This is a genomic window from Pseudomonas sp., from assembly GCF_048265905.1.
In the GTDB taxonomy this organism is placed as follows: domain Bacteria; phylum Pseudomonadota; class Gammaproteobacteria; order Pseudomonadales; family Pseudomonadaceae; genus Aquipseudomonas.
Genome location: NZ_JBLXAP010000022.1, coordinates 1 through 17,825 on the forward strand (window position 1 = coordinate 1; position 17,825 = coordinate 17,825).

Sequence of the window (17,825 nt, forward strand, 5' to 3'; positions counted from 1 at the left end):
CAACTATCGACCGCCGTTTTGATCACAGATGAATATTCATCTGGCGCCAGCGAGAAGAACTCGCCAGTACCACCAGCAGCAAACAGTGCAGTGGCGCCGTATGGCGACAGCCATTCAAGACGGCGGGCATAAGTATCGGCACGGAAATTACCGGCAGCATCGAAGTCGGTCACCGGGAAAGACAGCAGACCGGAAGAGAGGATGGACTTCAGTTCTTGTGGATTCATTGTTTGAACACCCTGGACGGTTGAGTATGTTTGTCAGCCTTAGCCAAGTGATACGTTATCGTACAACTATAAAAAAGAATACTTATTTTGATTAGACCAAAGCCCAACATCGTGGAAATAATCGAAAAAACCCATCTAGAATGGGCATTACCGCCTCAAAAAAATGCAGTCATGTACTACCTTGCATCATTTCAGCACACAACATCGTTGACAGTTGTGCCAGTGATTGGTACAAATTTGCCACGTGGTACGACAACACATAACCACATCAATAAAAACAAATACGAGAATCCTTCTATGCCTGTGATTCCTAAGCATACTCAGGACACACCCTCATTACGGGGTCACCTGAACGCCTCATTCCAAGCGCTCTTCAGCCCATGGAATACGCTGTAATGAGCCAGCCAGGAATGCACCAGACCCCAACCGTAGCCAGCATGCAGGTGATCCCGGTCGCCGGCCAAGACAGCATGTTGCTCAATCTTTGCGGTGCTCACGCCCCCTACTTCACCCGCAATCTGGTGTTACTCAAGGACAACGCAGGCAACATGGGCATTGGTGAAGTGCCAGGCGGAGAAGGCATTCGCCAAGCGCTGGAACGTATTCGCCCCTTGGTTGAAGGTCAGCCAATCGGCGCCTACAACCGTATACTGCGCAGCCTGCAGCACGCCCTTTCCGGCAAGTCTGACGGGCCACAGACCATTGCCCACCAAGTGACATCGGAGGCTGAAGCCGCCGTTCTGCGCCAGCCTCACGAAATCAATCTGCGCCTGGATAACGTAATCACCGCAGTTGAAGCCGCCCTCCTCGACTTGCTCGGCCAGTACCTCAACGTTCCAGTCGCTGAATTGCTAGGCGCAGGCCAGCAACGCGACAGTGTGCCGATGCTGGCCTATCTGTTTTATATCGGCGACAGCAATCAAACCGATCTGCCCTATGTAAAAGGCACGGGCGCTGATTGGTACAAGACGCGTCACAGTGTTGCGATGAGCCCGCAAGCCATTGCTGATCAGGCTGAGTCCGCTGCCGCCCGTTACGGTTTTAGCGACTTCAAACTTAAAGGTGGCGTTATGCACGGCAGCGAAGAAATGGCTGCAGTCGCCGCGATCAAGTCACGTTTCCCACAGGCCCGCGTCACCCTTGACCCGAATGGCGCCTGGTCGCTGGATGACGCCATTGCCCTGTGCAAAGGCCAAAACCATCTCCTGGCGTATGCCGAAGACCCTTGCGGCCCGGAGAATGGTTACTCAGGCCGTGAAGTCATGGCTGAATTCAAGCGCGCAACCGGCATCGCCACTGCGACCAATATGATCGCCACCGACTGGCGCCAAATGGGTCACTCATTGCGCCTGGAAGCGGTGGATATTCCGTTGGCTGACCCGCACTTCTGGACCATGCAAGGCGCTGTACGCCTCGGCCAGGTCTGTGCCGAATTCGGCCTGACCTGGGGCTCGCATTCCAATAACCACTTCGATATCTCGCTGGCCATGTTTACCCATGTTGCCGCCGCAGTACCTGGACGCATCACGGCTATCGACACTCACTGGATCTGGCAGGAAGGCCAGGAACGCCTGACCCGCGAACCGCTGCAGATCATCGGCGGCAAGGTTCAGGTTCCACAACGTCCGGGCTTGGGTATCGAACCTGATCTGGACCGTATAAACAGCGCCCATGAACTCTATAAGCGTGTCGCCACTGGCGCGCGTGACGATGCCATGGCCATGCAGTACCTCGTAGCGGGCTGGCAGTACGACCCGAAACGTCCAAGCTTAGGTCGCACCCGCTAAGGCGCGCCTATTTACAACCACCCGGAGAATTCCAATGAAAAAAACAATCCGTGCCTCCCTAATGTCTGCAATGATCGCCATGGGCGTCTTAAGCAGCCCAACAAGTGTTTTGGCAGCAGACGCAGCCAGCTGGCCAACACGTCCGGTGCAAGTGGTGGTAATCGCTAACCCAGGCGGTGATACCGATTTCAACGCCCGCATGATGGCCAAGTACTTCAGCGAAATTACTGGCAAAAACATGGTCGTGACCAACGTCGCTGGTGGCGGCGGCACTCTGGCTGCCGAGCAGGTCAAAGGCGCCGCGGCAGATGGCAACACCATCCTGTTCACCCACACCGGCCAGTTGATCGTCAACGAAGTCGCGGGCCTGTCTAAAGACAGCTACGACGCCTTTGATGTCTCCTGCATCGCTGGCGTAGATAAAGGCGCAATCTTCGTTGCCAGTGAACAAGCAGGCGTAAAAAGCCTCAAGGACCTGATCGAAAAAGCCAAGGCCAACCCAAACACCATCGCCTACGGCACTGAAATCGGCAGCTTCTCGCACATCCAGGGCCTGATGTTTGAGCAGTTGGCGGGTGTGAAGTTGAAAATGATCGACGCAGGCACTGTGTCCGAGAAAGTGGTTTCCTTGCTGGGCGGCCGTATGGACTTGGGCGCGATCAGCTACGGTTCGGTACAGGACTACATCAAAGGCGGCCAAATGGTTGCACTGGGCCAACCAAACGCCGAGCGTAACCCGCTGCTGGGCGACGTTAAGACCTTCAAGGAGCAAGGCGTCGACTTCACTATCGACAAGCCTTATGTAGTTGCCTTTCCAAAAGGTACTGATCCGGCAATCGTGAAAAAGATGGCCGACATCATGAAGCAGATCACTGAGAATCCTCAGTATGCTGAAGAACTGAAAAAATCCTTCAAACAGCCAGTCGCCTATTTCAACACTGAAGAAGCCATCGCAACCCTGAAAAAGACCCGCGAAGACTTCATGCAGTACAAGGACGCTCTGCGCCAGTCCAAATGATGTAAAGGTCGGGCCGGTCTGCTGACCGGCCCGCGCCAAGCGACCATCACCAGAGGTTTATGATGGCTACAAACAAGAAGAGAGAGTTTGCAATTGCCGGCTGCATGCTGGCTGTGGGTATTGGCTACATGCTGATGACCGCACAGTTGCCTCAGCATAGTGGTATCGACGCAAGTTTCGCCCCTTATCTGTTGGCAACACTGCTGTGCATCTTGGGCGCAATGCAACTGCTTGCGGCATGCAAAATGCCACAAACCGAGCAAGGGCCAAGCACCGCTGACGAGGTTACAGGCGAAGCACCGGACTTTAAAGCAGTGGTCAAAACCCTGGCCTTGATCGTCGCTTACGTCGCCCTGTTGAAAACAGTCGGTTTCCCGATCATGACCACGGTTTACCTGTACCTGCAGTTCATCGTGCTCACCCCTGTCAACCAAAAGGTCAACCATGTGGTTTACGTGCTGATTGCGCTGATTACCTCAGCAGTGGTTTACACGCTGTTCCATGAGGCCTTCGACCTGATGCTGCCATCCGGCCTGTTTGGCTTCTAGGAGAATCGACCATGCTCGACTTATTGCAGCAAGGCTTCGGTGCTGTTTTTTCAATCCATATCATGTTGCTGATGTGCATCGGCGTGGCCGTAGGTATCGTCTTCGGTGCAGTGCCTGGGCTGTCGGCAACAATGGCTGTTGCACTGTGCCTGCCACTGACTTTTACCATGGGCCCGCACGCTGGCTTGTCCTTGCTGGTGGCGTTGTTTATCGGTGCCACATCCGGTGGCTTGATCTCAGCCATTTTGCTGAAGATCCCCGGAACCCCCTCCTCTATCGCCACGGTGTTCGACGGCGGTCCGATGATGGAGAAAGGCGAAGGCGTCAAAGCGCTGGGTGTCGGTATTGTCTTCTCGTTCCTGGGCACCATCTTCAGCATCATCGCGCTGATGTTCCTGGCCCCGCAGCTGGCTAAAGTCGCCTTGCGCTTTGGTCCGCAAGAATATTTCTCCATTGCCGTGTTCTCGCTGACCTTGATTGCCACGCTCTCCGCTGGCTCGATGGTCAAGGGTTTGTTCGCCGGTGCATTGGGCTTTGCCGTTTCCACCGTGGGGATTGCCCCGGTTGAAGCGATTCGCCGCTTCACCTTCGATTTCGCCGAACTCAATGGCGGCTTCGCCATGCTCACGGTAATGATCGGTATGTTTGCGGTTGCCGAGATCATCAAGGTGGCTGAGCGCGGACGCCGGCCCACAGAGGCCAAGGCTGCGTCGGTCAGCATGAAAAACATCAAGGGCTTCGGCTTCTCGATGCGCGAGTTCCGCGAGCAGATCCCCAACGCCACGCGCTCTGGCTTGATCGGCCTGGGTGTCGGGATTTTACCGGGCATCGGCGCTGGCACCTCGAACCTGTTGGCCTACATCATTTCGAAGAAACGCGCCAAAGATCCAGACAGCTACGGTAAAGGCAACATGGGCGGCGTGGTTGCCAGTGAAACCGCCAACAATGCCGGTATCGGCGGCGCCATGCTGCCCCTGATGACCCTGGGCATTCCAGGTGACACAGTGACTGCGATTTTGCTCGGTGGCTTTTTGATTCACGGCATCCAGCCCGGTCCACTGCTGTTCATCACTCAAGGCCCGCTGGTTTACACCATCTTCGCCGCCTTGCTGGTATCGACCTTCCTGATGCTGTTCATGGAATTCTACGGCTTGCGCATCTTTATCAAGCTGCTGGACATCCCCAAGCACATCTTGCTGCCGATCATCCTGGTGCTGTGCGTCGTCGGTGCATTCGGCCTTAGCAGCCGTCTGTTCGACGTTTGGTCGATCCTGCTGTTTGGCGTGCTGGGCTATGCCTTCGTCAAAGCGGGCATTCCACCAGCGCCGTTTATCATCGGTTTCATTCTTGGCCCGATGGCGGAAACCAATCTGCGCCGTGGCTTGATGATGTCCGATGGCAACTTCGGCACCTTCCTCACCAATCCGATTTCGGCAACGTTCCTGGGATTGGCGTTGGCGTTTGTGGTCTGGCAGTTGGTCAGCGCCATTCGCCCGAAGAAAAGCGTTATCAACGAAATCATCCGCACCTGATGGGCGTGTGACCTCGAAAGGCCAGCTCCTGTAGCTGGCCTTTTTTATTGGCTGATCCTGGATACAAGACTTGGCAAGAGCCTGAAACACGTTGCATGAACGCAGCCGAACTCGGGCGATTGAGTCTTGTGCATACATGTCAAAGCGCATCGCGACATCTCGTTGTGCGGATTCTCAACAAGAAGAATGACGGCATGGATTAACAACGTCTATTCTAATTAACCATTCCATTGATACCTGAATTGAATCAATGTTCGAACTCGCCCAACTTCGCTGCTTCACCATGGTTGCCACGGAACTCAACTTCCGCCGAGCAGCCGAACGACTGAACATGACCCAGCCGCCGTTGAGTCGACAGATCCGACTGTTGGAGCATCAGCTTGGCGTCAGCTTGTTCAAGCGCAGCACCCGTTCAGTCAGCCTTACAGCCGCGGGGCGCGCCTTCCTGATTGAGGCCAGCAGTTTGCTTGAACGAGCCGAACAGGCCACGCAAAGAGCACGCAGAATTGCTGCTGGCGATATCGGTTCGGTGGCGTTGAATTTCGTCGCCAATGCGGTTCATGGATTGCTACCGCGGGCGCTCAACGATTTACGCGAACGTTTGCCGGACATAGAGGTAAAGCTGCAGGAGATGACCAGCTTCGAGCAAACCGAGGCGTTGCGCGAAAGGCGCATTGATCTTGCTATTGTACGAACGCCGGTGACACAGCCAGGCATTACCAGCGTGAACCTGTTGCAGGAGCCGTTCGTGCTCGCCGTGCCTCGCCAGCATCCACTGGCCGGACAAGCGTTGATTCGAGTCAAAGACCTCGATGCCCAACCGTTTATCCTGTCGTCCTGGCAGCCGTTCAATGAATTGATCAATGGCTTGATCCGCACCCACGGTATTCAGCCTAAGGTGGTGCAGGAACTCAGCTCAACCCTGACCATTCTGACCCTGGTCAACTCGGGCATGGGGCTTGCGCTGGTGCCCTTGGGCGCCTCACGTTTGCGTCAGGATAACCTGTGCTTTCGCCCCATCGAATTACCGGATGGCATGCACAGCACCCTGCATCTGGCCTGGCGCGAGGACGACGACAACCCAGCTTGCGCGGCGGTCAGGCAAGCCCTGCTTAATGCCGCGAAGCTGGAAAGCCATGTCCTCAACGAACCCGATCAAGGGCGCTGACCGACCTCGGCCTGCTGAACAGTCCAACCTGCTACTTGCCCGCTTAGCGTCAAACCCAGACCCGGACGAGTCGGCACCAGCATGCGACCGTCACGTGTTTCCAGGCGCTCCTCGAACAGCGGCTCCAGCCATTCGAAGTGCTCAACCCAAGGCTCGCGCGTATGGGTTGCAGCCAAATGCACATGCAACTCCATGGCGAAGTGCGGTGCCAGCGTCATACCCGCCTGCTCAGCCAATGTCTGCACCCGTATGTACGGGGTAATACCGCCAACACGCGGCGCATCGGGCATCAGGTAGTCTGCAGCGCGTTGACGAATAAACTCCCAGTGCTCGGCAGGGCTGGTGAGCATTTCACCGGTGGCGATTGGGGTATCGAACTGACGCACCAGATCGGCGTGCCCCTCAGCGTCGTAGCAATCCAGCGGCTCCTCGATCCACACCAACTGGAAGTCCTCCAGACGACGACACATACGCCGAGCCGTCGGCCGGTCCCACTGCTGATTGGCATCAACCATTAACGGGAAGGAATCACCAAGATGCTTACGCACTGAGGCGACCCGGTGCAAATCAAGCGCGGAATCAGGCTGGCCGACTTTAAGTTTGATTCCGCCAATGCCCTGCTCGCGGGAGATATCCGTGTTCTTCAGCAACTGCTCCAGCGGTGTATGCAGAAAGCCGCCAGAAGTGTTGTAGCAGCGCACCGAGTCCCGCTGAGCGCCAAGCAAGCGCGCCAGCGACAGGCCCGAGCGGCGGGCTTTGAGGTCCCAGAGCGCAACATCAAATGCACCAATGGCCTGAGTTGCCAGACCGCTACGCCCCACGGATGCACCGGCCCAACACAGCTTGTCCCAGAGCTTGGCGATATCGCTGGGATTCTCCCCGATCAGGTTCGGTGCGATTTCCACGGCGTGAGCAAACTGGCCAGGCCCACCGGCGCGCTTGGAGTAGCTGAAGCCCATGCCTTGATGCCCGTCACGAGTCTCAATTTCGGCAATCAGAATGGCAATTTCAGTCATTGGCTTTTGTCGGCCGGTCAGAACTTTGGCATCACTGATCGGGTTGGCCAGCGGCAAAGCCACGGAGCGCAAACGGAGCCAGGCAATACGGTCATCATCGGCGCAAGTCATAGCGGGCTGTTGGTTCATTGGAGTCTCCACGTTGACGAATCAAATAGCGCCCGTGACTCAGTCGTGAAGCCAAATCACAGGGCATGAAAAAACACAGCCCCTTTGATTCTAAAATGATTGCGCAATCATTCAACAGCCAAAAAAAATTAAGTGGTGCTCCGCTCAATCACTTCGAAGCCAGTATCTAAACGCAACGGCGTGCGCGCTAAAGATGGATCAGCAAAACGCTCCAGCAATGCTTCGGCAATCGACCGGCCGATGCGCAGGCCATCGACGCGTACGGTTGAGAGAGGCGGATGCATGTGCGCCGCGCTGGATAAGTCACCAAAGCCCATCACCGCCAGTTGTGCAGGCACTGTTATTTGCCGGCTGGCCGCCTCCGCCAACACACCCTGAGCAATGGTGTCGGAACTACAAACCACCACATCGCCCGCCTTATGCTTGGCCAATAGACGACTCAGCCCTTCCCGGCCGGTGGCCAGCGTTGCCGGTGCAGGCAACCGTTCAACCGCCACCGCAGCTACTCCATGTTCAGCAAGCGCTTGAGCCAAGCTATCGCTGCGCCTGATACCGCGCGGGTCGTCGAGGGTGATGACGGAGACGCGCCGGTAACCTTTGTTCAGCAAGTAAGCCGCCACTGCGCGTCCAACGGCTTCATGGGAAAAGCCCACCAACATGTCCAGCGGGTGATCGCAAAGGTCCCAAGCCTCAACCAGCGGAATCCCGACCCGGGCCAGACGTTGGCGGCTTTCCAGCGTGTGCTCGGTGCCGGTCAGGACGATACCGTCTGGACGGCGCCCCAACAATGCGCTGAGCAACGCCTCTTCTTGTTCTGGCGCGTAGCCAGTCAGACCAAGCAAGGTTTGATAACCCGCCTGCGCCAGCCGCTCGGTGAGCGCTTGTACAGTGTCAGAGAAAATTGAATTGGCGATGGTCGGCAACATGATCGCCACCAAGCGGCTGCGGCTCGACGCCAATGCGCCTGCGGCAAGATTGGGTACATAACCAGTAGCGCGCACAGCATCAAGCACACGTCGGCGCGTCTTATCGGCAACCACTTCAGGGCGCCCCAGCGCACGGGATACAGTAATTGGCGAAACACCAGCGACCCGCGCGACATCAATCAAGGTGGGAGTGCTGCCAGGAGCAAGATTTGCGGGTTTACGACTCATCCAGCCCCCATGATCAGGCAACTTGGTGGCTGGGTTGTTTATGGCGCAGCGGGTTGCAGCGCTTCGCTTTCAGCTTGCTCGTGGGCCTGACGCAAGCGCTCGCGGCTATTGGTCAGGTGTAAACGCATGGCTGCTCGTGCTGCTTCCGCATCCTGACGCTCGATAGCTTCGAATATCTGCTCATGCTCACGCTCAAGGCGAGCCATGTACAAGCCTTTATCGTCATGGGCCAAGGTCGCCGAGTTCACCCGCGTACGCGGAATGATATTGGTGCCCATGTGGCTCATGATGTCTGTGAAGTAGCGGTTACCCGTTGCCTCGGAAATCGCCACGTGAAACTGGAAGTCAGAGGCGACTGCATCACTGGCATGAGCCACGCTGTCTTTCAATGCATCCAAGGCTGCACGCATTGCCTGTAGCTGAGCAGGACTGCGACGTTGCGCAGCCAAACCGGCAGACTCAACTTCAAGACTGATGCGCAACTCAAGGATATTCAGCACATCGCGCAAAGTGACGATGGTGGCAGGGTCAATCCGAAAACCGTTAGAGGTAGGAACATCGATGACAAATGTACCAATGCCGTGACGCGTCTCAACCAGACCCGAGGCTTGCAACCGCGAAAGCGCCTCGCGAACAACCGTGCGACTCACCCCCTGTGCAGCCATGATCGCTGACTCAGTTGGCAGCTTCTCACCACGCTTGATTTCACCATCGCGAATGCGCTGCGAAAGCTCGGCGACAAGCTCTTGAGCAAGGCTTCTGTGCTTACGACGTGGAAGCTGTGGGTTGTTTTGATTGAGCATGAATCTTCAGGCCTATGGTCAATATGTATACATCATAACCCAATAGTTGTATGACAACAGCGCAATGATGGCAAGTCAGTTGCAATGCTTAATTCTGACGCTAGCCAAAAGTCTGGTGCAAGCGCACCAGGTCTGATCAGCAGCCCAACGCCACGTCATGCGCGGGCAAATAAAAGCTTCGCTAGCGTATCGGTTCCGGCCTTTACGATAACCAGGCGTCTGCACAGCCTTACGCTAGGCGATAAGCCAGCGTTTGGACCAGATGCCAGCCCTCGTCACCTCAGTAACATTTATCTTTCTGTTGCAGCCTGCCATGCTTGCTTGATTTGCACTCAGGCACAGCCAAATTGATCCAGTATTTAACCGAAGCATGGCGTCATAGCCCAACTCATAAGCGCGTGTGGGCACTGGCTGCACCGATGATCTTGTCGAATGTCTCTGTGCCGATGGTCGCCTTGGTCGACAGCGCCGTAGTCGGTCATCTACCCCATGCGTACCAATTGGCTGCCGTAGCCGTTGGCGGTACTTTATATACCTTGCTGACTTGGGCCATGGGCTTTCTGCGCATGGGCACCACCGGTTTTGCCGCGCAAGCTGCAGGCCGCGAGGATGGCGGAGCCCTGCGTCAGGTACTGTGTCAGGGCTTATTACTCGCCGGTGCGTTGGCTGTAATGCTGATTATGCTGGCAGTACCCTTTAGCGAGTTGGCCCTGAGTTTAATGCAGCCCTCGGCCGAGCTTAATCAACTGGCCCGCGACTATTTCCAGATCCGCCTGTTTGGCCTGCCTGCTGCCCTTGCGACCTATACCTTGATTGGCTGGCTACTTGGCACCCAGAACGCGCGCGGTCCACTGGCGATCCTATTAACCACGAATATATTGAACGTCGGGCTCGACCTGTTTTTGGTCCTTGGCCTGGAGTGGGGAGTTAGCGGCGCGGCATGGGCTTCCGTCATAGCGGAGTGGACTGGCGCCCTGCTCGGCTTGTGGCTCGCGCGCAAAGCGTTGCGCCCCTACAGTGGCTCGGTGAATTGGCTGGCTTTACGCCGCTGGTTAAGCTGGCGACCACTGCTGGCAGTCAACCGCGATATTTTTATCCGCACCCTTGGCTTGCAACTGGTGTTTTTCCTGGTCACGGTGCAAGGCACGCGCTTGGGTGATGCAACCGTTGCCGCCAATGCCCTGCTGTTAAACGGCCTGCTGCTCACCGCCCATGCTCTGGACGGCCTCGCCCATGCAGTCGAAGCACTTTGTGGCCATGCGCTAGGCGCAAAGGATCGCAATGCCCTACGTCGCAGCTTGATCGTGGCAACCGGTTGGTCATTAGCCGCAAGCCTGTTATTTGCGTTATTTTTCTGGCTGGCAGGTGACTGGTTTATTCAACTGCAGACTAATATTCCGTCAGTACGTGAAACCGCCCACAGCTATTTGCCTTATCTGGCACTACTTCCGCTGCTTGCGGTCTGGAGTTACTTGCTCGACGGGCTGTTTATCGGCGCCACACGGGCCCGAGAAATGCGTAACGCTATGCTTATTGCTGTCGGCGTAAGCTTGCCGTTGGGTTGGTTGCTACAGGGGTTCGGCAATCACGGCTTGTGGATGGCGTTTTTATGCTTCATGGCAATACGCGGGATCAGCCTTGGCGCCTATGCTTACTATATGAACCGGCACAACAGTTGGTGGAATACGGACGAGACAAAGACCCATGATGCTAAGTAGCAAGTTGCCCGAACGCGAAATGCACCGACAAGCTATCCTCGACGACCAAGAACTGCTGGACACACCAGCCGATCCATATTTGGACACGATTGTGCGAATAGTGCGTGAACTATTCTCGGTACAAACGGTGTTGGTTAGCCTGATAGACCGTGACCGCCAATGGTTCAAATCACGTATTGGCTTAGATGTCGCAGAGACCCCGCGCAGCATCTCCTTCTGCGATCAAGCGATCAAAAGCGCAGAAATGTTTGTAGTCAACGATGCCCATAGTGACCCACGCTTTCGCGACAACGAACTGGTCACCGGCAATCCCTACGTCCGCTTCTATGCAGGCCAGCCGCTGTTCTCCGAGGAGGGCCAGGCACTGGGCACCCTCTGCTTGATTGATTCGCAGCCGAAAAAGCTCAGCCCCAGCGAGATGCAACTATTCAAAGACATGGCGACGCTGGCCGAAGGTTATCTAAAACTGCGCCGCGTCAGTCATCAGACGGAACAGTTACGCGCCGCCTTAAGCCGTGAACAACGCAAAGCCATGCTCGATCAACTCACCCAGTTGTGGAATCGCGCAGGCTTGGAACACTTTCTTGAACTCGAACACAGTGCAGCGCTCGATCGCGGAGGTTATCTGGGCGTATTGTTTTGTGATCTCGACCGCTTCAAGCAGGTCAATGACACCCACGGCCATGCCGCCGGTGATCAAGTGCTGTGGCAATCCGCACGCAGGATCTCATCTGCAGTACGTCCACATGACATCGTCACGCGTAACGGCGGTGAAGAGTTCGTCGTACTGGCCCAAGTAAATGACGAACATGAGCTGGCGCAAATAGCTGAGCGCATCCGTAGCAAAATCGGCGGCAGCGACTTCAGCCTTGAGCAAACCGAGCTGCCACTGACCGTCAGCATCGGCTGCGCCCTGATTGGCAACAGCGAAACCGGACATGATGCGATGAAGCGTGCCGACCGCGCGCTCTACCGAGCCAAGAATAATGGCCGCAATCGGGTTGAGATTGCCGCACCGCTATAACTGGGAACCCTTTGTTAATCATTCAACGAACAATCACAGAGAAGACCACATGGGCGAAGCAATTGCGGCTTACCTGCATTACCTATCGATTTTTGGCTTGTTCGCGCTGCTCAGCATTGAGCATGTGACGTTCGGTAAAGAACTGGACGTAGCACGCGCACGACGCCTGATTTTCACTGACATTGCCTATGGTATCTGCGCAGGCCTGGTCCTGCTTACAGGTTTAGTCCGGGTCATTTGGTATGGCAAAGGCTGGCAGTACTACCTTTCCAACAGCCTGTTCCACACGAAGGTCGGGCTGTTTATCCTGGTTGGGTTGCTCTCGGTATACCCGACTTACGTCTACCTCAACTGGCGTAACTCATTGAACGCAGGGCAACCGCCGGTCATCAGCCGTCGGGAAAAATTCCTGGTGACCATGACGATTCGCGTGGAATTGTTGCTGCTGCTGGCTATCCCCCTGTTCGCCACGTTCATGGCGCGCGGCTTTGGGGTGATGAGTTCAGGCTAAGGCTTATGCGGGTCCAAGTATGAGCGAAGCCGTTGAGGAGCAGCACACTGCTCGACGAGGCGCTGGAAGTTCCTGCTCCACTCTTAGCAGTCCGTGGCTAGAGTAAATCAATATTAGACCGACTACTGTTTCAGCTAGAAACCGTGGTCTGTCCCCCTATTGCTCCTGAGGCTAGAGTAAATCAATCGTCAGGTCGAAGGTAAACTAGAGACAGAGCTATTACCGTTTCGACTAAAAACGTGGTCTGTCCCCTATTTACGCTATTTAACGCCACCTTTTGCACCAACTGAACTTTAAATATTAATAGCTAACAATTTTCGATTATTTTTAGATTTTCAGGTCCGCACCATATTACTTTTCGATAAACTCCAGCCAGCATATTTTGATCTCTTAAAAATTCAAACACGTCGGCTGGACACCAATCCGGGCCAGCGGAAAAGCAAACCCCCTCATCTCGTAATTTTTCGAATATCTTTATCTTAAAAGTTTGATCGGGAGCCATTAATGATAGTGTTTTCTGTTCCTTGCCTGACACAGCGACGAACCCTAACTCTCCGAGTAGTTCAATCAGACTATCATCTATGACTTTTACTACTATTTCCGATAATGCTCCTTCCGAAACAAAGGCTTTCATAACAGAACTCATTTCACTATCACCGTAGTAATGGTTTTCACTTTCGCTGAATCAACCGTCGGAATTGATTCGACAACCATCTCTGGGCCGCCTCCTGGAAGATGTTGACCTGCACCTTGAAAGTATTCATTTCCTTGCAGAGGGCTATTCGGAGACATTTCGGTAATTCCGTCCACTTGGCGTACCTTGAATCCACTAGCCATAGAACCCGGTTGCAACCCCATTGCCTGCTCAAGCTGAGTTGCCTGTGATCTAGTTATCACCGTTTCTCCTCCTATATTCAAAGGCCCGGTGATGCTAGAAATTGCCTCTCTATCAGGGCGGAAAATAGGGGACAGAAAATAGGGGACAGACCACGTTTTAATCTAAACCCTGAGTGCGTCTCGGCCTACCAGGCTTCCCGGCAACCACCCTCCTCCCCAAAGCATTCGCCACTTCTGCCGCAAATCTTGGACTGCCTAGCGCATAATTACTATTCGTAGCTGAGCGGATCTGATCGACCAAACCCGGATCCAACTCATAGCGAAAAAGCTCACGGTAAGCACTAGCCCTCTGCTCACTATCCTCACCCAGCCTACTGAACAACAAATGCGGCTTGATCAAAGACGAAGACTCGCCTTGGGCGTTCACTCGATAACTCGACCATCTATACTCGGCAGGATGATCAACCATGCCCGCTCGAACCGGATTCATCTCAATATACCGATAGCAGGCAAGCACATAGCTTTCCTCGTTCAGTAAACAGGAGCGATAACGGCCTTCCCAGAGTGTGCCACTACGACGATATGTTCGATTGATGTACTGCACATAACGCTGACCAAGCCCCTTCATCAGCCGCCCAACGCTTTCGACTGTGCTTGGGGTTATGAGCAAGTGAACGTGATTGGTCATCAGGCACCAAGCATGAACGGCACAACCATGCTTTTGCGCCTGATCTGCCAAGTGCTCCAGATAGAATTGATAGTCTTCATTGCTATAGAAACAAACCGAGCGGTTGTTTCCCCTTTGAATCAGATGCAGCGCCATTCCGGGTAACAGTAACCTTGCTCGACGTGGCATTGGAAACTCCTTTTCCATTCGCAACAGTCTGAGGCCACAGTAAATCAATAGTCAGGTCGAAGGTAAACTAGAGACAGAGCTATTACCGTTTCGACTGAAAACGTGGTCTGTCCCCTATTTACACTCGACGTGGCATTGGAAACTCCTTTTCCATTCGCAACAGTCTGAAGCTAGAGTAAATCAATAGTCAGGTCGAAGGTAAACTAGAGACAGAGCTATTATCGTTTCGACTAAAAAACGTGGTCTGTCCCCTATTTAAGAGTTCGAACAACAGGTCAGGCTCGTCGTTTCCAAAGCAACAGTATTAAGCATAAAACTGTGCTGTCGCTCTGGCGAATCGGCCTCGAATACTTGGGGCGCTCAGAAAGTGATTTTTCCAACTCTGTACTTGCTGAAATGGAACTACTGCTGCGTGATGAAGTGCGCCGCCAGGCTCTCCAACTGGAGTAAATTTGTGGGGATTCCTCAGGGACAGACCACGTTTTAATCCAAATCCTAAGTGTGTTTCGGCCTGCCGGGCTTCCCTGCAACCACTCTCCTCCCCAAAGCATTCGCCACTTCTGCCGCAAATCTTGGACTGCCTAGCGCATAATTACTATTCGTAGCTGAGCGGATTTGATCGACCAAACCTAGGTCTAACTCATAGCGAAAGAGTTCACGGTAAGTAGCAGCTCTCTGCTCACTATCCTCACCCAGCCTACTGAACAGCGAATGCGGCTTGATCAAGGACGAGTACTCGCCTTGAGCGTTCGCTCGATAACTGAAACAATAGGGGACAGACCAGAAACCGTGGTCTGTCCCCTATTTACACTATTTACACTCATCTGCCCCCTATTAACTCGCTGCATCTGCTTGGTTATTCGCTTAAGATCAAGGCCATTTCTTTCATGAAGACTTGTTCTGCAACAGGCTCTCCATCGTGGTATCGCTCCCAAAACCCATCAACTTGCCATGCATCTGGCGCTAAGTATACGAATCCCTGAGAGTCAAGACTAAATACCCAGCGCTGCGACATGCGTTTATCTATCACATCAAAGTCTGCCCCGGGAAAGAGAGCCACTGACTCTTGCAAAGAAGACCACAGGAGAAAATTAACCCCTTCAAATCGTGCAACACTCACAGCAAGAACCGTTAAAACCTCACCTCCATCCAACCATCCAACAACACTCGCCGCAGAGCGTTTGGCAGTAACCTTCACTGCACCACCTCCTTAACTTTAAAGTCAATATTCAGATTGAGTTCGCCAGTCACTTTGTTCATATAGAGAACAATAGGGGACAGACCACGTTTAATTCAGAAATATCTGCTAATAAACGTGGTCTGCCCCCTATTTACTACGACGTGGCATTGGAAACTCCTTTTCCATTCGCAACAGTCTGAGGCCACAGTAAATCAATAGTCAGGTCGAAGGTAAACTAGAGACTGAGCTATTACCGTTTCGACTAAAAACGTGGTCTGTCCCCTATTTACGTTCAGGTTTAACGAGGAAAACACCCTGCTGTTAAAAAGCAGGGCGGGTAGACTTTGGATCTTGACGCAGGACCGGCTAATGGGTGTCCCCTATTTACAGAAATTCAATCGGCTTGAATAAATTTCTTCCAATCTAATAGGGCCTTCTCAAAATCATCAAGCGCAATAGTTGCAGAGCAACTCTCATCATACAGAGAATATACTCTTGCCATTCCACTTCTCAGTTCAACACCCCAGCTATCACGACTCCAATCAGAGCATTCAATAGCACCACGCCTTACCTGATTAACCCTGGATAGGCCTTCATCCAACCAAGCTATGGAGCTTTCATATTTTTGCCCCCCATGATCGGTAAGCAAACATGCTAAAAGGTCTAGGCCATCACCACTTAAAACATCAGACTGGCAACCAGGCTCTTTATTATCACTTTCGCCAGACCAAAAATATCTAATTTTCATTTAATTCCGACACCTATAGTTTCGGATAAACCGTTGTCTTAGGGCTAAGATAACCTTCGACCCTTACGCCACTTGGCGTAGTACCAGTCCATTTATTTCCTGTGATCTTCCTATTTTGGAAAGCAGCATCAACCTCTACCTTTATCCTATCTGCAGTCCAAGATTTGGGGAACATTGTAGACACTCCACCATTGTTTGTCTTTGGCAAGAGAACAATAGGGGACAGACCACGTTTAATTCAATATCTCAGCTAGAAAAACGTGGTCTGTCCCCTATTTACTCTTGACGTAAGCCTTGCCGGGCAAGCTTCTACCGAGGCTGGTCAGCGTTAAGCGATGACCGCGAAGCAAAGATGCGACACAACTCATTAAGGAGGTAAGGCGTTTAGCGTGAACGGTTGAGAGTGCTTGAGAAAGTGACTTGTGTAAAAATCGTACGGCCTGCATGAGTCTCGGAAGTTGGTTTGTTTGGCGACTACCAAACTGCCCGAATCATGCAGGCTCTTTCAAGCTATCCAACTGATGCAAAAGGGAATTTTGTGGGGATTCCTCAGGGTCTGTCCCCTATTTACGATATCTCCATTAGATCTTGCTTTTTCAAGCACGCCCGCAGGCCTCGAGGCTGTTAAGAACTTATCAGCTTGCGCTTGATACTCAAGCGTATTTTTCGCGCCAAAGTCACCGCCATGACGTGAAAAGTGATCATCAAGCTTGGCTTGGTCAGCAAACTTCGCTCCGCTTCCAACGCCTTTTGCACCAACACGAAATCACTCTTCACGACGAAGAAAGATCCACCCCCAATTATCTACTTTTTCAATCAGACTTTCCGACACCGGAACAACAGAAAACACGAGATCGCTTTGATATTCATGATGCGATACAAGCTCCGCCTCAACATCCCGCATATCTTCTATATCCGACTCTGATGGAGGGGTATCAAAAAAAACAACTAATCTGATAGTCTCACCATCGAACCCAATAGTTATACCTCTTACTGACTTGGAAATTCTTCCAGCCAAAGAAAGTACAAGATTTACAAACACCAACTTCCACAAGTCTTTATGGTTAGAAATATCTGTCGCTGTCATTTTGATGGCCTCGCAGGAATAATATGGACGCCACTCTTACTATATCGAATTGTGAAGCTCGTTGTTGGACCAACAGCTACACCATCCTCATAATATGTCCCTACTATTTTATTCGTTGTTACTCGCTCAACTGAGCCCGGTTGACCCAAGGGTACCTTATTAGCCGCCTGGCCAGTTCCTGCATATTGATTCACCAGACATTGGGGGTCAACATCGGAAGCTAATGGGCTTCTCTGGGTAACTTGGCTTGCCGTTTTGTACTCATTCGTTCCCACGACATGCTTATTCTGCTGCCCCATGCTTACGGAAAGAACAATAGGGGACAGACCACGTTTAATTCAATATCTCAGCTAGAAAAACGTGGTCTGTCCCCTATTTACGCTAGTCCCCTATTTACTATTTACGGAAGTTGGTTTGTTTGGCGACTACCAAACTGCCCGAATCATGCAGGCTCTTTCAAGCTATCCAACTGATGCAAAAGG

At 53.2% G+C, this 17,825-nt stretch carries 19 protein-coding genes and 1 pseudogene; 8 read left to right on the forward strand and 12 right to left on the reverse strand.

What is annotated here, in order from left to right; translation table 11 throughout:
- Positions 1-227 (reverse strand): dihydrodipicolinate synthase family protein (locus ACN0UH_RS18790; protein ID WP_417663492.1); only part of this gene is annotated, 227 nt, incomplete at its 3' end.
- 395 nt (positions 228-622) lie between these two features.
- Between ACN0UH_RS18790 and ACN0UH_RS18795 the strand changes: the two genes are divergently transcribed.
- From ACN0UH_RS18795 to ACN0UH_RS18815, 5 genes are all read left to right on the forward strand, one after another.
- The gene (locus tag ACN0UH_RS18795; protein ID WP_417663493.1) at positions 623-2,014 is read left to right on the forward strand and encodes an enolase C-terminal domain-like protein; all 1,392 of its coding nucleotides are present in this window, start codon (positions 623-625) and stop codon (positions 2,012-2,014) included.
- A 34-nt stretch (positions 2,015-2,048) separates the two neighbouring features.
- Positions 2,049-3,032, forward strand: coding sequence for a tripartite tricarboxylate transporter substrate binding protein (locus ACN0UH_RS18800; RefSeq protein WP_417663494.1), 984 nt, complete (start codon positions 2,049-2,051; stop codon positions 3,030-3,032).
- Between the two features lie 62 nt (positions 3,033-3,094).
- A complete protein-coding gene (locus ACN0UH_RS18805) occupies positions 3,095-3,580 on the forward strand; it encodes a tripartite tricarboxylate transporter TctB family protein (protein WP_417663495.1) in 486 nt (161 codons plus the stop codon).
- Between the two features lie 11 nt (positions 3,581-3,591).
- A complete protein-coding gene (locus tag ACN0UH_RS18810; RefSeq protein ID WP_417663496.1) occupies positions 3,592-5,112 on the forward strand; it encodes a tripartite tricarboxylate transporter permease in 1,521 nt (506 codons plus the stop codon).
- 250 nt (positions 5,113-5,362) lie between these two features.
- Entirely contained in the window at positions 5,363-6,280 is a 918-nt protein-coding gene (locus ACN0UH_RS18815) for a LysR substrate-binding domain-containing protein (protein ID WP_417663497.1), read from the forward strand.
- Here ACN0UH_RS18815 and ACN0UH_RS18820 read toward each other — a convergent pair.
- The 3 genes from ACN0UH_RS18820 to ACN0UH_RS18830 all read right to left on the reverse strand — a co-directional run bounded on the left by ACN0UH_RS18820 (position 6,268) and on the right by ACN0UH_RS18830 (position 9,382).
- Positions 6,268-7,425 carry an L-talarate/galactarate dehydratase gene (locus ACN0UH_RS18820; RefSeq protein WP_417663498.1) on the reverse strand — a complete coding sequence of 386 codons (1,158 nt, stop codon included), beginning with the start codon at positions 7,423-7,425 and terminating at the stop codon, positions 6,268-6,270. The genes ACN0UH_RS18815 and ACN0UH_RS18820 overlap by 13 nt on opposite strands.
- Positions 7,426-7,553: 128 nt before the next feature.
- Positions 7,554-8,579 (reverse strand): LacI family DNA-binding transcriptional regulator, encoded by a 1,026-nt coding sequence (locus ACN0UH_RS18825; RefSeq protein WP_417663499.1) that lies wholly within the window; start codon positions 8,577-8,579, stop codon positions 7,554-7,556.
- A gap of 38 nt (positions 8,580-8,617) precedes the next feature.
- A complete protein-coding gene (locus tag ACN0UH_RS18830; protein WP_417663500.1) occupies positions 8,618-9,382 on the reverse strand; it encodes a FadR/GntR family transcriptional regulator in 765 nt (254 codons plus the stop codon).
- A gap of 350 nt (positions 9,383-9,732) precedes the next feature.
- On the opposite strand from ACN0UH_RS18830, the gene ACN0UH_RS18835 reads away from it, so the two are divergent.
- From ACN0UH_RS18835 to ACN0UH_RS18845, 3 genes are read left to right on the forward strand one after another with little or no spacing between them, the layout of a single operon-like run.
- Positions 9,733-11,100 carry an MATE family efflux transporter gene (locus tag ACN0UH_RS18835; RefSeq protein ID WP_417663511.1) on the forward strand — a complete coding sequence of 456 codons (1,368 nt, stop codon included), beginning with the start codon at positions 9,733-9,735 and terminating at the stop codon, positions 11,098-11,100.
- Entirely contained in the window at positions 11,090-12,124 is a 1,035-nt protein-coding gene (locus ACN0UH_RS18840; RefSeq protein WP_417663512.1) for a diguanylate cyclase domain-containing protein, read from the forward strand. The genes ACN0UH_RS18835 and ACN0UH_RS18840 overlap by 11 nt, the downstream gene beginning before the upstream one ends.
- A 49-nt stretch (positions 12,125-12,173) precedes the next feature.
- Entirely contained in the window at positions 12,174-12,635 is a 462-nt protein-coding gene (locus ACN0UH_RS18845) for a DUF2214 family protein (protein WP_417663501.1), read from the forward strand.
- 307 nt (positions 12,636-12,942) lie between these two features.
- Here ACN0UH_RS18845 and ACN0UH_RS18850 read toward each other — a convergent pair whose 3' ends face one another.
- The 8 genes and pseudogenes from ACN0UH_RS18850 to ACN0UH_RS18885 all read right to left on the reverse strand — a co-directional run bounded on the left by ACN0UH_RS18850 (position 12,943) and on the right by ACN0UH_RS18885 (position 17,642).
- Positions 12,943-13,269: a hypothetical protein gene (locus tag ACN0UH_RS18850; protein ID WP_417663502.1), complete on the reverse strand. Its 327-nt coding sequence runs from the start codon at positions 13,267-13,269 to the stop codon at positions 12,943-12,945.
- A 360-nt stretch (positions 13,270-13,629) separates the two neighbouring features.
- Complete coding sequence (locus tag ACN0UH_RS18855; protein WP_417663503.1) at positions 13,630-14,328, reverse strand: transposase; 699 nt, start codon at positions 14,326-14,328, stop codon at positions 13,630-13,632.
- Between the two features lie 856 nt (positions 14,329-15,184).
- Positions 15,185-15,526 (reverse strand): hypothetical protein, encoded by a 342-nt coding sequence (locus ACN0UH_RS18860; protein WP_417663504.1) that lies wholly within the window; start codon positions 15,524-15,526, stop codon positions 15,185-15,187.
- 376 nt (positions 15,527-15,902) lie between these two features.
- Positions 15,903-16,256 carry a hypothetical protein gene (locus tag ACN0UH_RS18865; protein WP_417663505.1) on the reverse strand — a complete coding sequence of 118 codons (354 nt, stop codon included), beginning with the start codon at positions 16,254-16,256 and terminating at the stop codon, positions 15,903-15,905.
- 13 nt (positions 16,257-16,269) lie between these two features.
- A complete protein-coding gene (locus tag ACN0UH_RS18870; RefSeq protein WP_417663506.1) occupies positions 16,270-16,464 on the reverse strand; it encodes an EndoU domain-containing protein in 195 nt (64 codons plus the stop codon).
- Between the two features lie 79 nt (positions 16,465-16,543).
- A pseudogene (locus ACN0UH_RS18875) lies at positions 16,544-16,702 on the reverse strand (IS4 family transposase); the annotation flags it as partial.
- A gap of 320 nt (positions 16,703-17,022) precedes the next feature.
- Positions 17,023-17,343, reverse strand: coding sequence for a hypothetical protein (locus ACN0UH_RS18880; protein ID WP_417663507.1), 321 nt, complete (start codon positions 17,341-17,343; stop codon positions 17,023-17,025).
- Positions 17,340-17,642 carry a polymorphic toxin type 50 domain-containing protein gene (locus ACN0UH_RS18885; RefSeq protein ID WP_417663508.1) on the reverse strand — a complete coding sequence of 101 codons (303 nt, stop codon included), beginning with the start codon at positions 17,640-17,642 and terminating at the stop codon, positions 17,340-17,342. Before ACN0UH_RS18885 ends, ACN0UH_RS18880 begins: the two co-directional genes overlap by 4 nt.
- Positions 17,643-17,825: the final 183 nt, after the last annotated feature.

Coding starts and splice junctions, on each gene's coding strand:
- ACN0UH_RS18795 (WP_417663493.1), top strand. CDS start 623: ATGAGCCAGCCAGGAATGCACCAGACCCCAACCGTAGCCAGCATGCAG.
- ACN0UH_RS18800 (WP_417663494.1), top strand. CDS start 2,049: ATGAAAAAAACAATCCGTGCCTCCCTAATGTCTGCAATGATCGCCATG.
- ACN0UH_RS18805 (WP_417663495.1), top strand. CDS start 3,095: ATGGCTACAAACAAGAAGAGAGAGTTTGCAATTGCCGGCTGCATGCTG.
- ACN0UH_RS18810 (WP_417663496.1), top strand. CDS start 3,592: ATGCTCGACTTATTGCAGCAAGGCTTCGGTGCTGTTTTTTCAATCCAT.
- ACN0UH_RS18815 (WP_417663497.1), top strand. CDS start 5,363: ATGTTCGAACTCGCCCAACTTCGCTGCTTCACCATGGTTGCCACGGAA.
- ACN0UH_RS18820 (WP_417663498.1), bottom strand. CDS start 7,425: ATGAACCAACAGCCCGCTATGACTTGCGCCGATGATGACCGTATTGCC.
- ACN0UH_RS18825 (WP_417663499.1), bottom strand. CDS start 8,579: ATGAGTCGTAAACCCGCAAATCTTGCTCCTGGCAGCACTCCCACCTTG.
- ACN0UH_RS18830 (WP_417663500.1), bottom strand. CDS start 9,382: ATGCTCAATCAAAACAACCCACAGCTTCCACGTCGTAAGCACAGAAGC.
- ACN0UH_RS18840 (WP_417663512.1), top strand. CDS start 11,090: ATGCTAAGTAGCAAGTTGCCCGAACGCGAAATGCACCGACAAGCTATC.
- ACN0UH_RS18845 (WP_417663501.1), top strand. CDS start 12,174: ATGGGCGAAGCAATTGCGGCTTACCTGCATTACCTATCGATTTTTGGC.
- ACN0UH_RS18850 (WP_417663502.1), bottom strand. CDS start 13,269: ATGAAAGCCTTTGTTTCGGAAGGAGCATTATCGGAAATAGTAGTAAAA.
- ACN0UH_RS18855 (WP_417663503.1), bottom strand. CDS start 14,328: ATGCCACGTCGAGCAAGGTTACTGTTACCCGGAATGGCGCTGCATCTG.
- ACN0UH_RS18865 (WP_417663505.1), bottom strand. CDS start 16,256: ATGAAAATTAGATATTTTTGGTCTGGCGAAAGTGATAATAAAGAGCCT.
- ACN0UH_RS18880 (WP_417663507.1), bottom strand. CDS start 17,343: ATGACAGCGACAGATATTTCTAACCATAAAGACTTGTGGAAGTTGGTG.
- ACN0UH_RS18885 (WP_417663508.1), bottom strand. CDS start 17,642: ATGGGGCAGCAGAATAAGCATGTCGTGGGAACGAATGAGTACAAAACG.